Genomic DNA, 18,046 nt, shown 5'->3' on the forward strand with positions numbered 1-18,046 from the left:
TAGTTTTGCCTAGTTCCTTATTTCATATTTTTTTACCAACCAAATATAGATCTGTTAGATTGAAGTTATAGCGTAATTCACCTAATTCCATCCTAAGGAAGATCGAACTACGGATCAATTAGCCCATACTTCATTTTGATCCGATCTAGTTTCTCAATCATGGGCTGGGAGATGAAGAAGAGGAACACGACCGTGGCAATGGCATGCACCATATCGAACCAAAAACCAGAAATATAGGTAGCAAGCAATGCCTCCCATGAGAAGTGTGACGTAAACATCAACAATGAGCCTATATTAATAATTCCACCGTAAATTAACAATGTCGCTAATCCGCCAAATATACACAGGGATAGCTTCGTCTTTTTTAGCAGCCCCTTTTCAAATAAAATGCCTGCCACAAAACCAATAATGCCAAAACAGAACATTTGCCAAGGTGTCCAAGGACCTTGCCCGAAGAAGAAATTAGATACAAATCCCGTAATGGCTCCAACAAGAAAGCCTGCCTCCGCACCTAAGCTCACACCTGCGATAATGACAATGGCAACCACCGGCTTAAACTGCGGCAACATGAAGAATGCTCCTCGTCCTGCCACAGCAATGGCTGTTAATACTGCGATCACGATTAACTCTCGCGCATGTGGCTTTCTCTTCTCAAACACCATAGCGAAAGGTATCATCGTATACAGTACAATCAATAGACTTATAAAGTAATATTTCCGATCATTCAATACGAACACGCCTAGCATCATCGTAGCTGGAATGACGATAAGAATAAGTATCGTTGCTAATAATGTTCGACGACTCAAGCGTTTGACCACTAACTGCTTCTCTGGCACCGTTCAATCACATCCTCTATCGTTACTCCATCACGCCATATATGACGTACCATTCGATTAGCTGCTGTCGTATAAAAGCTATTTCCTGAGAAAAATGGTTTCGTAGTATTCGAAGTGATGATACTTCCATCAAAGAACATCGCACAAACTTCTGCATACTTGGCACAAAACTCAATATCATGCGAGACCATCACAATTGTAACCCCTTCGGATTGTAGCTTCTTCAGAAATACGGCAAGCTTTTCCTTGAAAAATCCATCTAGTCCTTTGGTTGGTTCATCTAGCAGCAGGATCTTCGGCTCTAATAAAAGTACCTTAGCCAACGCCGCTCGCTGCTGCTCTCCTCCACTCAAGTCATATGGATGCATCGAGAGTAAATGTTCGAGTTCAGCAAACTTGACGATGGCATTAACTTTATCCGATTTTTCGTCCTTCGATAGAGACTTGTCAGATAACATTTCATATAAATCTTCTTCTACTGTTTTTTTCACAAATAACGTTTGCGGATTTTGCGGGAGGATGCCTAGATTGTTCGTAAAAAGTTCTTTCGCTTTCACTTTGGCAGGGTTTGTACCACCGATTAGAACTTTCCCTCTATATGGCTGCAGAATTCCGCTAATAAGGGATAATGTCGATGTCTTCCCTGTTCCATTCCCACCAACGATACAATAGAACTGTCCCTCTCTCACTTCAAACGACAAATCTTTAACTATATCGGGTCCACCCTTATCATATTTAAACCATACATCTTTGAACTTTATAGCAATAGGACTAGATACCATCGAAGTTTCCTTCGCATCAACCCAGTCGGTCGCTTTTTTATTACTAAGGAAAGCATCCAGCCATTGTCGTCCATCCTTCACTGTAATAGGACAGGACAAGTCATTATCCACGCCAGCATAAATCTGCATCGGTGTCGGCATTGCACAGAACATAGGATGATTTATATCACTTAATAATTCTCCAACTTGATGAGGTGTATCATCTGCGATAATCACTCCCGCTTCCATGACAATCAAACGATCAGAGATCGGCAATATATCCTCCAGACGATGCTCTGTCATAATAATGGTTGTCCCGAGGTCTCGATTTATTCTCTTCACCGTTTCTAAAAAATCAGCAGCCGCAATCGGATCTAATTGGGATGTTGGCTCATCCAAAATTAATACCGATGGGTGCATCGCCATAATCGATGCTAAATTTAGAAGTTGTTTCTGTCCTCCAGAGAGGTCTGACACAGATTTGTGAAACCAAGTCTGGATTCCAAAGAAACTTGCCATTTCAGCTACACGTAAACGAATCGTACTCTGATCATAACCTAAACTCTCCAATCCGAATGCTAGCTCATGCCATACCTTGTCTGTCACAATTTGATTGTCAGGATTTTGCAGTACAAATCCGATTTCTGCAGCCTGTGTGCGTTGGTCAAGATCTTCAATCGGTTGACCGTTGAACGATATATGTCCATTACGTTTGCCGTGTGGCGTAAGTATCGTTTTTAGATGCCTAAGTAATGTGCTTTTCCCACAGCCTGATTTCCCGCATATCGTAATGAACTCTCCACTATTTATCGTAAGATTAATAGCTGCGAGGACCGCTGTATCTTGTCCAGGATAACTAAAGCTTAGTTCTTGGATTGTATAAGTTTCCATTTCATTGCCTCCACCACATTGATGATCACAGGTATCATGCATAGAACAGAATAGGCGATATATATAGCGACACTAAACGGCGTCATTGCTATGACTTTAATGGAAGGAAAGAATCGTATCGTATTCTCACCCATTGCTGCACCTACTGAGATCATTGTAATTAATCCCATCATGATGATGAGTACCACTGTATCCCGGCTATCAAACCGGAAGATAGAAAAGCTCGTGCGGTTTGGCAGTCCATAACCTCTTGATTTCATCGAATCAGCCGTTTCAATGGCATTTTCCAGTGCCCAAGTCGTCATAATCGAGAGAATCGTAATCCCATTCCGAGCCCTCTCTAGTAAGTTACCCTGAGACACATCTCTGCCTATACATTTCTGAGCATTGGATATCACCTTTATTTGTGTTATATATCTAGGTACAAATCGAAGAACCATCGAAAAAATCAATGATAACGCAGGTAGTATTTTCCCAAAAATATAAATAAACTTATCCGAAGTCATGACGACGTTATAACAAGAGAACCATATAATAACTGTCACAAACATACACGCCGCTGCTACCCCAAAAAGAATCGATTCAAGCGTAATAGGGTTCCCATTGTTTAGATAGAATAGAATCGTAACACCCGCATGATTAAAAACAGGGTTCATAGCTGCCATAATCAATAGTAGCGGTATCATATATAGTAAATTAAATGTCATGGCACGTTTTCCTTTTAGCATAATGGAATAGACAACAGCGCTAATGAGGGCAATGACTTGAAAAATCGGATGCATAAACACCATACTAAACACCAACACCGTGACGAAATAACCGAAACTAATAATCGGATGAAAGGTAGCAAAAGAATCTCTCATTACTGCCCGTCCCCTGTCACTACCATATCTCCGCCTATATCTCGACCTAAATCACATGTGTAGACCCAGTCAACGACATCCCCGTCTTTAAGTACATAACGGCTACTACCGTAGTTAGGAAACCATCCATTGACCTTGTACATCCAACCACTCAATTCTCCGCAGTCGAATTCATATAGATTGTTAATACCTTCAATATAATTACTGTTGTAGATCGGTGTCATTGAAAATTCCATATGAATTTTATTGTTTTTCATCTCTCTTAGTAATACATCAAACACGGACTCTCCCTCATAGAAGGTTACCGTTCGAGCTTTATAAATAATCCCGTCCGCTGGTAGCACTTCAAGCTTATCCATATTAAATTTATCCATATTATTCAAAATTGATGTAGCTGATACGGACAATGTGATGCTTAATTCTTCGCTTTTGTTTATCGTTGCATCCTGCCACTCCACAGGTTTAGGTTTCCCCTTTGGTGTAGGATCGGTTAGATACTTGTCTTTTTTAGTTTCCTGATCATCTACTTTTGGTACAGTAATCTTTTCCGGTTGCTTTGTTACACTTTTTTCTGACTCTTCTACTTTAACCACTGGTTTTTCTACCTCTGTTGGTATATCTTCTGACTTTGGTAAGTCCTGTGAATCTTCCGTTTCTAGCTTCGATGCATTTTCATCCGATTCTATTGTTGTTGTTGTTGTATCCGCTGGACTATTAGCCTCTTCGTCTAGCTGGGACTCCATATTTTGAGGAGAAGCTACCTCGCTTATACCTCCAACCTCAGTCTCAGAGTTAACTTCAACAAGCTTCGTCGGACTCTTCTGATTATTCCCACTCCAAAAGAATGCGATAGCCAGTAAGCTGATGATCAATAAAGCTGTTAACCATTTTTTGTTGTTCATTTGCATTTGCTATATCCCACCTTAAATAATTAAGCAAGGGCATAAATTCTACCCTTGCTTAGTTCTCCAAATGATTTGTTATTTCACGTCTGTCATGTCATAAAGACGTGTGTGTCCTTGTATAAATCGATCGTAGGCTACAAGTGCATACATAGCCTGATCGGTTGCCATCAGATCAACTTCTCCTGGTTTGGCACCACCATTATCTGTCCCACCTTGCTTAATGTGATAGAACCCTCCATCTACGGTAGCAAAGCTCAGTAAAGCATCAATAGCTGACTTGCCATTTTTAATAAATCTCGCGTCATTATGTGGATCTATACCAAGGCTGGTCAGAGCTACTATAACCTGAGCAACACTCTCAGAGTTAGAGGATTCCCAACTTGTATATCCGCCATCAGCCTTCTGGGAGTTCGATAACCATACAATGCCTCGATCCACAGCAGCTTTCACATTCGGATGTGTTGAATAATACGGCGTAAGACCTTGAATGGCCATCGCAGTAATATCGGCATCCGAGACATCAGGCCGCTCGCCTAATGCCCAGCCACCTCCACCAATCTCTCTTTTCAAAATAAACTCTATTAGCATTTCTCTCGTTGTCTGTGTCTTTACACTATTCACAATCGGTATTTCATAATGATGACTATCCAATGCGATCAGAGCAAAGATTGGTCCATTGATACCTTGTTTGATTAGAGTATCGAAATCCGCGAGAGGCTCCCGTAAGTTATATCCCGCTACATTGTCAATTCCTTTGCCCATTGAAGTTAAAGCCAAAATAACTCTATCGTATTCCGTATATTTAACACTATGCAGCTTCCCTGACTTTTCTTTCAGTATCTTCTCTACATTGGCATAGTATTTAGCATAATAGGCATCTGGAATGTATACTTCCGAACGCGCTAACCCCAAGACCGTCCAATCCCCGCCAACACTAGCTATAACTGGGTCAGTAATTGCCTTTTGCAAAAAAACTGCTGTATCTTGAATTGTTTTCTTGACCTCTTTGTTCACTACTTTACTTACATTTTCAACTTTCACTTCATCTTCAACGGTTACTTTATTTCCATTCTTATAATCGTAGGCCCGAATAGCGACAACTGCTGCCATCTCTCTTGTGACTGAATCTTTGGGTTTAAATTGACCATCACTACCCAACATTAATTCAAGCGCAACAATGGTCTCTACATCTGTTCTAGCCCAAGCGGATACCTTATCGCTATCTTTCATGACAGTCGTAAGCTTGATAGGTTGAATATCCAGTGCTCTTATGACCGTTGATGCCATTTGCTCGCGAGTTATTGTATCATTTGGACTAAATTCATCATTAAATCCCGTAATGATTCCTGCCTTATACGCAGCATTAACATAAGGATAGAACCAATCATCTGCAGCAACATCCTTAAAGCTAATGACCTTGTCCGTTTGAATATTAAGCCCTAGAACAGTAACCAATATTTTGGTGAACTCTGCTCTTGTAATGTTAGTTTTCGGATTGAATTTACCATTGTTACCTTGGATAAATCCATTTTTCGTAGCTTCACCAATAGCCTTATACGCCCAAGACGAGATGGCATCGGCATCTGTATACCATTTTTTCAAATCAACATTATTTACTGAATCTACTTTGTTTGCTACATCAGTTTTGCTTACAGTGTAGGAAACGAAAGTCGTGAAATGGTTTGTTTTTACAATTAAATCGTTACCGCTAACAAAAGCATAGGTTTTCTTACCAATGTCTTTTGTTGCCTGAATGCCTAGTTGTTCTGTTTCATAAATCTTGATAGGTGTGAATTTATTGGATTCAACAAACCCTGGAAGCTGCCCTTTTGCACCCTTAAAGGTTAAAGTGAGTGGCTTATCAAATACAACCGAACTACCTGTATTCCCTATAATGAAGGCTTGATTAATTTTATCCAGCTTCTCATTGTTATTTAGGTTAGATTTGATTAACTCCTGAATCTTAGTATCATTCGGAGCTATCTTTGTAATCAACTCTATATTCGTATTTCCGCTTATTAATTGGGTACCTTTCTCAATAACTAGTGAAATATCCCCTTTTGTAACTGTGATCATGGGTATATTGCTTATGACATCTTTAAGAGTAAGGAATACTTTTGATGTAACATCAGGAATGTTAATCGTGATATTAATTGTGTTTTTCAGTTCCTTCGCAATATTCAAGGTGTAATCCTTTTGAATATCCTTTGGAACATTAATAACAGGTGTTTTATCATCAGCATGAATGACGATTCCTTGACCAAGCGAAATTGAACCAACTGGAGTCTCCACATATTTACTGAGGTCTTCTCCTAAGTCAGCACCTAGATCAGTAGTGTAACGCCATTGTAGCGTATCGCCATCACTCAGAGTATATTTACTTGCTCCATAGTTGGGGTACCAACCGTTGACATTATACATCCAGCCACTACCGCTACCGTGGTCAAATTCTCCATCGCCAGCTATAGATTCTACATATACGCTTCCGTATTTTTCAGTCCAATTATAATAGTGGCTGATACTTCTGTTATCAAGCACTCTTTGTAATACTGTCCATGCTGTATCACCAGCTTGCAGTTCGACGCTTGTAGATGTAACCACATAGCCTTTGTTGATAGTCAGCTTATCGACTGAAAGAGTCACATAGTGTTTAGGTTGAGGAACAGGAATGGTTCCAGTTCCGCCTCCGGTATCCCCACCATCACCGTCACCATCACCGCCAGGCGTTTCTATCACGCTAGAAGTATATGCTATGAAATCAGTAAAGTGGTTTGTTTTGACGATTAAGTCATTTCCATTGTCGTAGGCATACTCATTATTGCTACTATTTAGCCCTTCTGAATCACTAGCAAATTTGGGAATCGCATGAATGGACCCACCTTGGATATAAGCAGCATTCTTTCCACTCATGTCCGTAAAGGTTAACGTAACAAATTGGCTAAACTCTATCCTTGTATTGCCGCCCATGGAGAATGCCTGGACAATCCCGTCCAGCTTCTCTCCCTTAGGAACAATTGCATTAACTTTATTGATTAATGCCGTGTCAGTTCTATCTTGAGACGTAATCAATTCAAGTGAAGATGCATCACCACTTATCACTTGCGCACCCTTCGGAATAACTAAGGATACATTACCCTTCGTAGCCTTTAATTCAGGTAAACTGCTGTTCACAGGCAAATGAACACTAACCGTCGATTTCTTATCCGCAGGGATTTCTACTGTTATTTCTTTGTTGCTATCCGCTGGATTGATAGGAATGATGTAATCTAGCTCATCTTGTGGAATGACAACTGCTGGTTGATCTCCAGATGGCAATATGACTTCTATTTCTTTCGGTGTCTCTGGTAGTTCTGGTACTTCAGGTACTTCAGGTAGTTCTGGTACTTCAGGTACCTCATCAGTCATATCATAGAGGCGGTTTTTACCATCTACAAATCGGTCATAAGCAACAAGAGCATACGTACCTTGATCCGTAGCCATTCCATCAACTTTCCCTGATGCAATATGCTTAAAGCCACCTTCAGGTAAAGCAAAGGTAAGTAAGGCATCCATAGCTGACTGCCCATTCTTAATAAATCTGGCGTCTGTATGTGGATCGATACCCAATCCGGTTAAAGCTACAATAACTTGTGCAGTACTTTCAGTGTTTGCAGCACCCCAAGTTGAATAGCTACCATCATTATTTTGGCCTTTAGACAACCATGCAACCGCTCGATCTGCTGCAGTTTTAACATCATTATTTATTGAATAATATGGCGTAAGCCCTTGTAGAACCATTGCCGTTATATCGGGATCTGGAGTCCCACTACCTAATGCCCATCCTGCTGCTTCATCGGTGCCCTTCTTTATCTCTTTATCTAAAATATACTCAATGAGCATCTCTCTCGTTGTTTGAACAGCCACTCCTTGCACTTGTGGAACTTCGTAGTTCTTACTATCAAGTGCAATCAGAGCAAAGATTGGACCATTAATACCTTGTTTAATCAGAGTCGCATAATCCGCAAGCTTTTCAAGTTGATTATAGCCACCTACATCAGTAACCCCTTTACCGATAGAGGTTAATCCTAATATTAGCCTTGAATGCTCTGTATATTTAATATTATGAAGGATTCCCTTTTTTTCCTGTACTACTTTAACTACATTGTTATAGTAGTTTTCATAATAGTCACTAGACACCAGATAATTGGCTCTTGCTAGTGATAAAATCGACCACTCTCCGCTAGTCGTTCCTAATGTCGGATTATCTACAGTTTGAACAAGATAAGCAAGATTTTTATCTAACTGCTTCTTTACAGCATCGGTGGATGTGGATCTTACTTTGTTAACGACAACTTTGTAATGGACGACTAGAGTTTCCTCTGCTTTATTTCCTGCACCGTCCATTGCAGTTATTGTAATCATGTTGTTCCCAGAATTTAGAGAAGCTTTGTACTCCTCATTTGATGCTGTTATAGTGATTCCATTTACCCTAACCTCTGGCGTTATATCGTGATATACATTGTCTGTAACCGTTACTTTAAAACTCAATTCCCTTTCTGTTACTTCCTCATTATTTGCTAGTCCTTCTACTACAATAATTGGACTTTCAGTATCTTCCTCTTCCATATTCGTATGTACTTGAGGTGAAGATTCTATTACATCCGCATATGACACCATTGAACCGGTTGATAACATGGACAAAAATAAACTTACAACAAGTAACCAAGCTATGAATCTATTATTTCTCATTTGTACAAACTTCCTTTCATTCTCTTGCTCGTAGTAAGAAACATGATGACACCAACACAACAAAAAAACCTCTCAACTTGAATCGTTAGGAGGTTTAGGTTTAATAGAATATACAGCTAAATAGCAGCACTAATAAACACCTCCCTATCCTTCGTAGAGTTAAGGCATATCAAAACAGGCAGGTATTCTGGCTCAAGTATCATCATCCCTACAACCTTCCCAGTTTCCCAGTGGTTTCTTGCAAGGACTCCTCTATTACAGCGGCGGGACCGCGTGGGATTGTCACCCACTTCCCTTTTAACCAATTGATCGTTCAGTCTATCGAACTAAATCATTGGCACCTGTTTCTCATATTTTATTATCTTGGTCATCATCATATCTAATATATGTTCTTTTGTCATGTTAATATTTTCTTGTCACGATCTCCCCATTTAATAGTAGTCTCCATGATTAATGAGATAAGGACTCCCATGATGAATCCATTACTAATGATGGGTTGTACAACAGTAGGTAGATTAGCAAACAACTTAACATCCACTGACATCAGACTTACCCCTATGAGAACTGGTGCTGCAACCCGATGAATCGTGATCGAATCAAATGTGTATCCCTTCAAACTTTTAAAAGAAGTTCCCAACAACTGAAGATAGGCAATGAATAGCACTGCGTTCCCTACTGAGATCGGGAGTGTTGCCAACATTAACCCAAGGGGTGGAATGATTCCTAGAATGATAATAAGTGCTCCGCCAATAAAAAAGGGCTTGCGATGAAAGATTTGCGTACTTTCCAAAAAACCGATAGAAGAAGCAAACGGTGCGTAAGATACAAGTCCGAATAACGATGCCACCATACAATATGCACCTGTTAAGAAAAGGGAATTTCGATATTGGCTCGTTGAAACCTCTTCATTTAATAGTTTGGACGCTGCTTGAAGAGATGCGATCGTATTGCTCATATTAATAAAACAACCTATAAAAGTAATCGTAATAATCCCGAATTGCAAATTTGGACTGCCCAGTGGAAATATAGAAAAAACACCAACAGCATCCCCATTTAGGGTGTTTGTAGTTGGAAAGAACATAGCATAAAGGCTCCATCCTACAACTATTCCGATTAATAACGAAAAATTGCCGATGTTCTTACTTCCTTTAATTTTTAAGAGACCTACAAAGATAGCGATTCCTAATGAGAACAATGTGATCGGCAAATCCAATGTCCCATCTTCATTCACTGTCAACATACCCTTGAAAAAGATAAAAGCGAGCTGAAATGTTAACAGTAACAAAAATACGTTCATTACCATCGGACTGAATACTTTACGAATAAAAGGAATCGCCTTACAGGCAGCCAATATCATAATTAGAGCCCCGGCAAGCAGCATTCCTGTAGCAATTCCCCCTCCAATTTCGCCCAAACTAAGTCCAAGTGTAGGAGCAGATAAGCATAAGTTAAGAATTAAAGCCCACATAACACCCGAATGACCTTCCATCAAGGGAAAGCGATGACCAATTAAGCCCTGTAAAATACACGCGACACCTGTCACAATGAGCGAACTCCGCAAAATGGTAGCCACTTCATGTGGAGGTAATTCAAAAGCTAAACCGATTGAAATTGGTACAACGACAATGTTAGCAAAAATAAAAAACACCCATTGTATCGATGCAAATATCGTTACTCGAGAAGAAAGTTCCTTCATACTCACCCTATCCTTTATGTAACTGCAAAATCCTTTGAACATTTAATTATAACCACATACTCTTAAACTTGCAAAATCGCAATCTGTACGATTTAGTTGGTCTTAATAGATTTTGCCAAAAAAACAAAGACTGACCAACCATTTTTGAGGTTTCAGCCTTTGGTTCTGACTTGGTATTATAATGAAATCATTGTTATTAGTGCTCATCATCAAGTTAATCATTTATTATAGATACCGTATCATTTCAATGTAACCTTAGGGCTTAAGGTAATTTCAAATACACGCTTCCAAATATAATCAGGATTTGCATACGCAAGTGATGCGCTAACATATTCTGAGAATAACCACGTTGACCCGCTAATTTGGCGTACATTGCAAGATTTCGTCGAAGAGCCGATCCGGAAGGCACTTTTCCCTGCAAGAGTACTTGTGTAAGTCTGCATTCGATCTCTCAGGAGAATAATCATATGGTTGTAGTCACTCGTCGAGTTGAAAAGACCCATATTTTGATCCGGATAAAGAACATTCGTATACAGCGTATGTTCTCTCGAAAAGGTTCGGATTTCGGCAATGGCCACTGCTTTATAGTAATAGTCTTTCAAGAAACGTTTGAACAAAAGCGCCCCATGTGCATTCACTGCCTTCTTAAGGGCTGCGGGATGCGTTTCCGTTACCAAATATGCGTACCGTGTCTGCCCCATTCCGAGTGCAATTCCTATTTTGTTCCCCGCAGTATTCCACGCGCTGTACCCCAAAAGGCCGCCAGTGAATGGATTGTCCAGTAAGGCCTCTGTTACCGTTTCATTAGCTGCACCGTTGGCAACAAAATCAATTGCGATGGTCGGGATACGATTGTTACCATTAGATTGAATACGGCTTACTGCACTGGATACTTCGTTAGCGTCCGTAATTGCGATAATTTCCAGATCATAAGAGCCACACGTAACAAATTGACCTCCAATCATTTCAACATGATGCTGAATGTTCTGATGCACACTCATATACTCGTATGGGTTAATTATCGTTGAACCATTAGGTCCATAGTAATGTACCATGTATCGCGGCTTTGCTCCGCAACGATACAGCTGGTTCGCCATGCGGGCCATGAGCGAATAACCCAAGCCATCTGCGTCAGGAAGAATAATAGCACGCTCAGAACTTTGTTCTTGAGTACCGCCTCCGAACCAATCATTGATTCGTCCTTCAATAAAGGAGATTTCATTTGCCTGTACTCCCTCGGTAGAGGAATCATCGACACCAATCGCAAGAAAGTCAATATAACCTAACCGAGCAAGTTGATCTAGGATATAATAGTTCGACTTAAATTTGTGAATTCGTGCGTTATAATATTGCTCCTTGTCGAAGTTGACCACATCTCCAAAAGGCGTGCTGTCCGTTTTTATATTATAACCGTTTAGAATGTCATTGAAATCAGAAAAGTCTTTTCGTGGCTGTTGATTAAAGCTACGGGACTCCGTATAAGCGTCATAATCCTGACCCTCAACATACGCTGATGTAGCCATTCGCATGACGGTATCTAGAATATAGAGAGGCTTATCGGGATAGCACTGCTTGATTTCGCGAATAACGTCTAACAAATTTGTCGTGGTAACATCATAGTTCGGATAATTCTCTCCACCACTTGTGCGAAGACGTCTACTTCCGATTAATCCACCGTAGGCGAGCATATCCGTTGAAATAATGAATCCATCAACAGATGATGCATTATCGAGAATGAATTGGCGAATGTTCGACTTGGCTCCAAAGGTGGGTGAAGATGTGCTTAGGAGCGTCGATCCCGATTTTGTTTTTTGTGAGTCAAGACGATTCTTAATATCCTTAATACGTGGCGTAATGACCTCAATTCCAGCCGTTTTCCCCAGAACGATGACATCATCCAAGTTTACCGGACGGTCGTCAAGCGGTACATACAGAACTCTTTTCATATAAACAACTCCATTTCAGTAGTGATAGGCACATAAGTTCATTCCATTTCTTTTCCTTCATGTTTGTGCCTTCACTTATATAGGTAATTCATAGTTCGAAAAAACAACCGACAAGTATTTTTTTTTATAATAATCGACTCGCTATTCTTCTTCTCTGTACGTTTAATAGATTAAATTACCTGCGTCCGTTGGTTCTTCAATTCAAGTTCATAACCAAGTCTTACTAAAATATGGTACAATTAACGGAACACATGTTCCTGTATTGTTTGTGGAAATGCACTTAGAATTTCCCTATAGATATATGGACCATGTAGAAGGGGAGCGATTTAATTGGTATTTGAGACACAACAAAGTATTTATGAACGTTACAAAACAGAGGTTTATCGTATTGCATGGAGGTTACAGTATCGAGCTAAAGTCATTAATAAACGGGAATGTTCTTTCTATGGAATAGAGCCTGCTACACCCAACTTCACTACCTCTACTGAAAACAAAATCGTAGTTCAACAGCTCATAGACACTTTACCTCCATACGGAAAGATCATTCTGTATAAACTCTATATACAAGATCAGACTGAATCCGAAGTCGCTCGTCAACTAAAAATGAGCCAACAGGCGGTGAATAAATGGAAGCGAAAGATGATACAGAAACTATCCCAGACAGTGAATTCCTAGACTTACTTCATTGTGCAAAACAAGATGATCATGAGTCCATGTTGGAACTCATTGAATTGTTTAAAGAAGACATCCTTCGACTAAGCAAGTTTATCTATATGCCGCAAGAAGATGCCATATCTCAAATCGTTTTAGAGTTTCTTGAATATATTAAGAAAAGTAAGGATTAACTCTATATTTTTAAGCTGAAGTACCTTCATTTCCCTAGCTGTCATAGAACAAGTTTGCCGCCATCGTTCGACTCTACTCTTCCATTTCTCTAAACAAATTGAGAAAATTCGCCCTATGCACCGATACGGTGCTCTTCGTATATCATGGCAGCATTAATCCACAGAATTGTATAATTTCTTATATTTTAAAAAAAACGGGTCCTCTACAGGACCCGCTTGGATTATTTTATATTAAGTACAACAATTTCCACCTTCTAATGTATAACTGGTGCCTTCATATGGATCATTAACTTCCCCTTTTAAAGTAGGTTTTCCATGACTGAAGTAAGCTAGAACATCTTTATTATTGTTTTAACTTCAGCATTTGTTGCAGTAACTGTTCTACTTCTATCTTTGGAAAAGCCACAAGTAAAGTTTCTTTAAAAGTTACTTGTGATTTATCGAGCTTATCTTGACCTATTTGTGTCAATGAAGTGTAGATACTTCTGCGATCATTATCGCATGCATGTCTTTGTAAAGCCCCACAGCCTTTTGCTTCAAATCGACTTACCAGTCTGGATACAGCGCTTTGGCTTAAACCAACCATTGACTCCAACTTTTGCAATTTCAGCTTCTTTTCTGGTGCTTCAGACAAAAATAACAGCAAATAGAATTCTTTTAATGACAAGTCATGTTTCTCTTGTAGATTAGCTTCTAATTCATTAGCTACGTTCATTTGTATATGCGTTAATGTCAACCAGTTAGTTATAAGGTCATTGTTCATCATTTGATTCTAGGAAATCCAAGTTCATACTGTTTCGGCATGTCTATTCCTTTATTAAGGGCGACTGCAGCCTCCAACGTCCAGTAAGGATTTCTCAACATTCCCCGTCCTACCGCGACAAGGTCAGCATCTTCATTCCCGATTACCGCATTGGCGAGCACGGGTTCATCTAATCTTCCAACCGCAATAACAGGAACATTCAGCTTCTCCTTGAATTCTCTAGCCAACGGAACTTGGTAAGCTGCATGCGTTCCTGGCATTCCTGCCGCAGCAATAGCTCCTTCTCCACCTGCACTAATATGAAAAATATCTACTCCCGCTTCTTTATATACCTTGCTGAACTCCAGACTCTCTTTCATTCCATATCCGCCTTCAACATATTCCTTAGCGGAAATACGTAGGATTAAAGGCATACCTGTTGGCATTTCACTTTTTGCTGCATGAATGACTTCTTTACCAAACAGGGTTAAATCTTCTCCATATTCATCCGTTCTACGGTTTGTTAGAGGCGAATGAAACTGATGAATAAGGTATCCATGCGCACCATGAAGCTCAATGACATCAAATCCCGCTTGGATAGCTCGTCTTACACCTAGTCGGAATTTCTCTACCATCCCTTTCACTTCTGCAGTTGTTAGTTCCCTCGGCGTTTTAGATTCAGAGTTAAAAGGAACTGACGATGGGGCTACAGGAACCGGAGCATCCTCAGCCTTACGTCCTGCGTGGGCAATTTGAATACCCACTTTAGCGCCATAAGAATGACAAGCCTCAACAATTCTTGCCAATGCAGGAATCTGTTCATCGGACCAGATCCCGAGATCATAATCGCTAATTCGGCCATCAGGTTCCACATCAGCCATTTCAATAATAATTAACCCGGTTCCACCGATTGCTCTGCTCACATAATGCATATAATGCCAATCCGTAGCGATTCCATCTTTGTTATCGACAGAATATTGACACATCGGAGGCATAACCACACGGTTTTTCAATTTTAAATCCATCATTTCATAGGGCGTAAATAAATCCTTCATATATCTCTCTCCTCTTGGTAATATATCTAAGTTTATTTGACTCATATATACGAATATTTAAAATCGCATATTAAATGCATGCTCATACATGTAATATATCTAATATAGATACTTCTGTCAACAGCCGATAAGTTCCATACCTAGATATGAATGCAAAAACGGGTCCAATACAAGACCCGCTTGAATTATTGTATATTATACACATAAAATTTCACATTATACATTTAAGTCCACTCCATTACTAATGCCTTACTTCCCCCAATACCTTGGTTCGATATCCCTTTGGCGTTACCCTCAACGCTCCTTTGAACACTCGACAGAAATAGGATGAAGTCTCGAATCCAACCTCATTTGCAATCTCACTAACACTTTTGGACGTTGTTTCTAGTAGATGGCATGCCTCTCTCAATCTCCTAGAAGCTATAAACTTCGTCAGACTGCTACCCGTTTTCGCGCTGAATGTATGCGACAAATAAAAAGGAGACAAATGAAGGTCTTTCGACAACTTGTCCAACATGAACTTATTTCTATAATTCGCATTCACCCACTCGATAATGAGATTAATCGTCAAATTCGTATTCAGCTGAGGAGTCGATTGCCTTATGGGAGCTAGTTTGTCCTCGTATTGACGAAGTTGCTGTAGAAATGATATCACGAATAACACAAACTCCTCATGCGATTTAACGAAAGAAGCATTTTTAGTCCTTTGATTCAATATTTCATATAGGTTTAGAAACTCATTTTGGAGCGGTGACAAATATAGAACAGGTTGAACTAGCGTAGATTTCCATAAAACCGTAAAAAACTTGTGAAGGGATGGAAAGGCAATCAGTTCCGAATCCACGAGAAAAGGATTGAACATAAACCCCGTCCTTACAAAAAGCTGACTAACCTCCAATCGATACGGCTGAGAAGGCTGAAACAGCAGCAACGTCCCCGGCACGATCGGAAACGGATTACCATGGATGTGGGCTATACCTTCGCCTTCATACACATATAGAAACTCCATACTTTGGTGAGCGTGAACGACCTCCCAGTTGCGTTGATTGCTCGTTTTGAGATAGTTTAGGTGGAATGGCTCCTTATTCAAATTTACTTTCGTGCTAAATTTCATACGAAACCTCCTAATAAATAAAATAAAAGTATTTATTTTAAAAGATAGCAATTAAATAACATTCTAAAGCAACAGATTGAAAGTTATAGCGCTTTCATTTTGCTATACTAAATGTATGGCAGAATTTCAGATGACGTCATAATCCTTTAGTAAAGAAGGTGATGAGAGTCCTTAGCCATATCATGTGCTGCTAATGCAGCATACGGTAATTTGATCCCATCATAAAAGATACGCCACCATCGATCCAGGTATTACAAGGCCAATGGTTAAAGCATGGAAGTGGCGTACAACAGTAGAATCATCTAAATTAATATTAACATAACACTAAGATTAAAACGCTTTAATTAAATGGATTCATTATACGAAAAGGAGGAATTAATGATGAACAACGTAACCTCAATTAAACGTAATATGAAATTAATTGGTCTTGTACTTCTTTGCCAAGCCCTACTATTGCCACTTCTGGTTGCCCCAGCTCCATTTCAATCAAAAGCTCATGCTGCAGGGGAACTCAAACCATTTCCACAACAAGTCAACTATCCAGGCATTATAAAGCCTAATCATGTCACCCAAGCTGCTATGAATAGCGCCGTTTCAAGTTACTATGACTATTGGAAATCAAAGTACTTGAAAAACAACTTGTCTTCTTTGCCTGGCGGTTATTATGTAAAAGGTGAAATTACCGGTAACCCTCAAGGATTCACCCCACTTGGTACTTCGGAGGGACAAGGATATGGAATGGTCATCACCGCGTTAATGGCCGGCTACGATTCCAATGCCAAAACGATCTATGACGGTCTGTTTAAAACCGCAAGAGCTTTTAAAAGTTCTGGTAATGCTAATCTGATGGGCTGGGTTGTTGCGGATAGTAGCAGTGCCCAGGGCCATTTCGGTTCAGCTACCGATGGTGATTTGGACATCGCTTACTCTTTGATTCTTGCGGATCGTCAATGGGGATCCGCAGGTACGATTAATTATTTGGAAGAAGCCAAAAAAATGATCAACGCAATCAAAGCCAGCAATGTAACTACGAACAACAGGCTGAATCTTGGCGATTGGGATGCAAAAGGCACTTTGAACACACGTCCCTCTGATTGGATGCTCTCCCATTTAAGAGCTTTCAACGAAGTTACAGGAGATCAAGTATGGTTAGATGTCATCAATAACTTGTATACCGTTTACGGCCAATTCTCGACAACTTACTCATCTACTACAGGTCTAATCTCTGACTTTGTTATTAATAATCCCCCTACACCTGCTCCATCCGGTTTTTTAGAGAGTACGTATGATAACGAATATAACTACAATTCAAGCCGGGTTCCATTAAGAATTGTAATGGACTACGCTTTTTACGGAGACACTAGAGGCCGGGATATTGCTAACAAAATGGCGGTATGGATTAAAGGTACGACAAGTGGCGTTCCAGGTAACATTAAAGACGGATATCAATTGAATGGTACAGCAAGAGGATCATATGCTACAGCCGTGTTCGTATCGCCGTTCATATCCGCAGCTACAACAAATAGCTCTCACCAAGCATGGGTAAATGCTGGTTGGGACTGGATGAAGAACAAGAAAGAATCCTACTTCAGTGATTCCTACAATTTGCTTAATATGCTCTATCTTTCAGGTAACTGGTGGAAACCAACATTCGGCGGTCCAAC

11 protein-coding genes, 1 pseudogene and 1 riboswitch are annotated in these 18,046 nt (G+C 40.0%); of the genes and pseudogenes, 2 read left to right on the forward strand and 10 right to left on the reverse strand.

The window, feature by feature from the left end:
* Nucleotides 1-107: 107 nt before the first annotated feature.
* The 7 genes from AC1TO8_RS04185 to AC1TO8_RS04215 all read right to left on the reverse strand — a co-directional run bounded on the left by AC1TO8_RS04185 (nt 108) and on the right by AC1TO8_RS04215 (nt 12,626).
* On the reverse strand, nt 108-836 hold the full coding sequence (locus AC1TO8_RS04185) for an ECF transporter S component (protein WP_482054336.1): 729 nt from the start codon (nt 834-836) through the stop codon (nt 108-110).
* Complete coding sequence (locus tag AC1TO8_RS04190) at nt 818-2,488, reverse strand: ABC transporter ATP-binding protein (RefSeq protein WP_482054337.1); 1,671 nt, start codon at nt 2,486-2,488, stop codon at nt 818-820. Before AC1TO8_RS04190 ends, AC1TO8_RS04185 begins: the two co-directional genes overlap by 19 nt.
* On the reverse strand, nt 2,461-3,351 hold the full coding sequence (locus AC1TO8_RS04195; RefSeq protein WP_482054338.1) for an energy-coupling factor transporter transmembrane component T: 891 nt from the start codon (nt 3,349-3,351) through the stop codon (nt 2,461-2,463). Before AC1TO8_RS04195 ends, AC1TO8_RS04190 begins: the two co-directional genes overlap by 28 nt.
* On the reverse strand, nt 3,351-4,259 hold the full coding sequence (locus tag AC1TO8_RS04200) for a DUF4430 domain-containing protein (protein ID WP_482054339.1): 909 nt from the start codon (nt 4,257-4,259) through the stop codon (nt 3,351-3,353). Before AC1TO8_RS04200 ends, AC1TO8_RS04195 begins: the two co-directional genes overlap by 1 nt.
* Nucleotides 4,260-4,331: 72 nt before the next feature.
* A complete protein-coding gene (locus tag AC1TO8_RS04205) occupies nt 4,332-8,984 on the reverse strand; it encodes an S-layer homology domain-containing protein (RefSeq protein ID WP_482054340.1) in 4,653 nt (1,550 codons plus the stop codon).
* Between the two features lie 160 nt (nt 8,985-9,144).
* A riboswitch (cobalamin riboswitch) is annotated at nt 9,145-9,344 on the reverse strand.
* 37 nt (nt 9,345-9,381) lie between these two features.
* Nucleotides 9,382-10,680, reverse strand: coding sequence for a uracil/xanthine transporter (locus AC1TO8_RS04210; RefSeq protein ID WP_482054341.1), 1,299 nt, complete (start codon nt 10,678-10,680; stop codon nt 9,382-9,384).
* Between the two features lie 239 nt (nt 10,681-10,919).
* Nucleotides 10,920-12,626 carry a DUF4127 family protein gene (locus AC1TO8_RS04215; protein WP_482054342.1) on the reverse strand — a complete coding sequence of 569 codons (1,707 nt, stop codon included), beginning with the start codon at nt 12,624-12,626 and terminating at the stop codon, nt 10,920-10,922.
* 626 nt (nt 12,627-13,252) lie between these two features.
* Between AC1TO8_RS04215 and AC1TO8_RS04220 the strand changes: the two genes are divergently transcribed.
* Nucleotides 13,253-13,471: a hypothetical protein gene (locus AC1TO8_RS04220; protein WP_482054343.1), complete on the forward strand. Its 219-nt coding sequence runs from the start codon at nt 13,253-13,255 to the stop codon at nt 13,469-13,471.
* 343 nt (nt 13,472-13,814) lie between these two features.
* Here AC1TO8_RS04220 and AC1TO8_RS04225 read toward each other — a convergent pair whose 3' ends face one another.
* The 3 genes from AC1TO8_RS04225 to AC1TO8_RS04235 all read right to left on the reverse strand — a co-directional run bounded on the left by AC1TO8_RS04225 (nt 13,815) and on the right by AC1TO8_RS04235 (nt 16,382).
* Nucleotides 13,815-14,237, reverse strand: coding sequence for a MarR family winged helix-turn-helix transcriptional regulator (locus AC1TO8_RS04225; protein WP_482054344.1), 423 nt, complete (start codon nt 14,235-14,237; stop codon nt 13,815-13,817).
* The gene (locus AC1TO8_RS04230; protein WP_482054345.1) at nt 14,234-15,268 is read right to left on the reverse strand and encodes an NADH:flavin oxidoreductase/NADH oxidase; all 1,035 of its coding nucleotides are present in this window, start codon (nt 15,266-15,268) and stop codon (nt 14,234-14,236) included. Before AC1TO8_RS04230 ends, AC1TO8_RS04225 begins: the two co-directional genes overlap by 4 nt.
* A 241-nt stretch (nt 15,269-15,509) precedes the next feature.
* Nucleotides 15,510-16,382, reverse strand: coding sequence for a helix-turn-helix domain-containing protein (locus tag AC1TO8_RS04235; RefSeq protein WP_482054346.1), 873 nt, complete (start codon nt 16,380-16,382; stop codon nt 15,510-15,512).
* Nucleotides 16,383-16,763: 381 nt separating this feature from the next.
* Here AC1TO8_RS04235 and AC1TO8_RS04240 point away from each other — a divergent pair.
* A pseudogene (locus AC1TO8_RS04240) lies at nt 16,764-18,029 on the forward strand (family 8 glycosyl hydrolase); the annotation flags it as partial.
* Nucleotides 18,030-18,046 lie beyond the last annotated feature (17 nt).

It is taken from the genome of Paenibacillus sp. Y859 (assembly GCF_056786405.1).

Coding starts and splice junctions, on each gene's coding strand:
- AC1TO8_RS04190 (WP_482054337.1), bottom strand. CDS start 2,488: ATGGAAACTTATACAATCCAAGAACTAAGCTTTAGTTATCCTGGACAA.
- AC1TO8_RS04200 (WP_482054339.1), bottom strand. CDS start 4,259: ATGCAAATGAACAACAAAAAATGGTTAACAGCTTTATTGATCATCAGC.
- AC1TO8_RS04215 (WP_482054342.1), bottom strand. CDS start 12,626: ATGAAAAGAGTTCTGTATGTACCGCTTGACGACCGTCCGGTAAACTTG.
- AC1TO8_RS04230 (WP_482054345.1), bottom strand. CDS start 15,268: ATGAAGGATTTATTTACGCCCTATGAAATGATGGATTTAAAATTGAAA.
- AC1TO8_RS04210 (WP_482054341.1), bottom strand. CDS start 10,680: ATGAAGGAACTTTCTTCTCGAGTAACGATATTTGCATCGATACAATGG.
- AC1TO8_RS04205 (WP_482054340.1), bottom strand. CDS start 8,984: ATGAGAAATAATAGATTCATAGCTTGGTTACTTGTTGTAAGTTTATTT.
- AC1TO8_RS04195 (WP_482054338.1), bottom strand. CDS start 3,351: ATGAGAGATTCTTTTGCTACCTTTCATCCGATTATTAGTTTCGGTTAT.
- AC1TO8_RS04235 (WP_482054346.1), bottom strand. CDS start 16,382: ATGAAATTTAGCACGAAAGTAAATTTGAATAAGGAGCCATTCCACCTA.
- AC1TO8_RS04225 (WP_482054344.1), bottom strand. CDS start 14,237: ATGATGAACAATGACCTTATAACTAACTGGTTGACATTAACGCATATA.
- AC1TO8_RS04220 (WP_482054343.1), top strand. CDS start 13,253: ATGGAAGCGAAAGATGATACAGAAACTATCCCAGACAGTGAATTCCTA.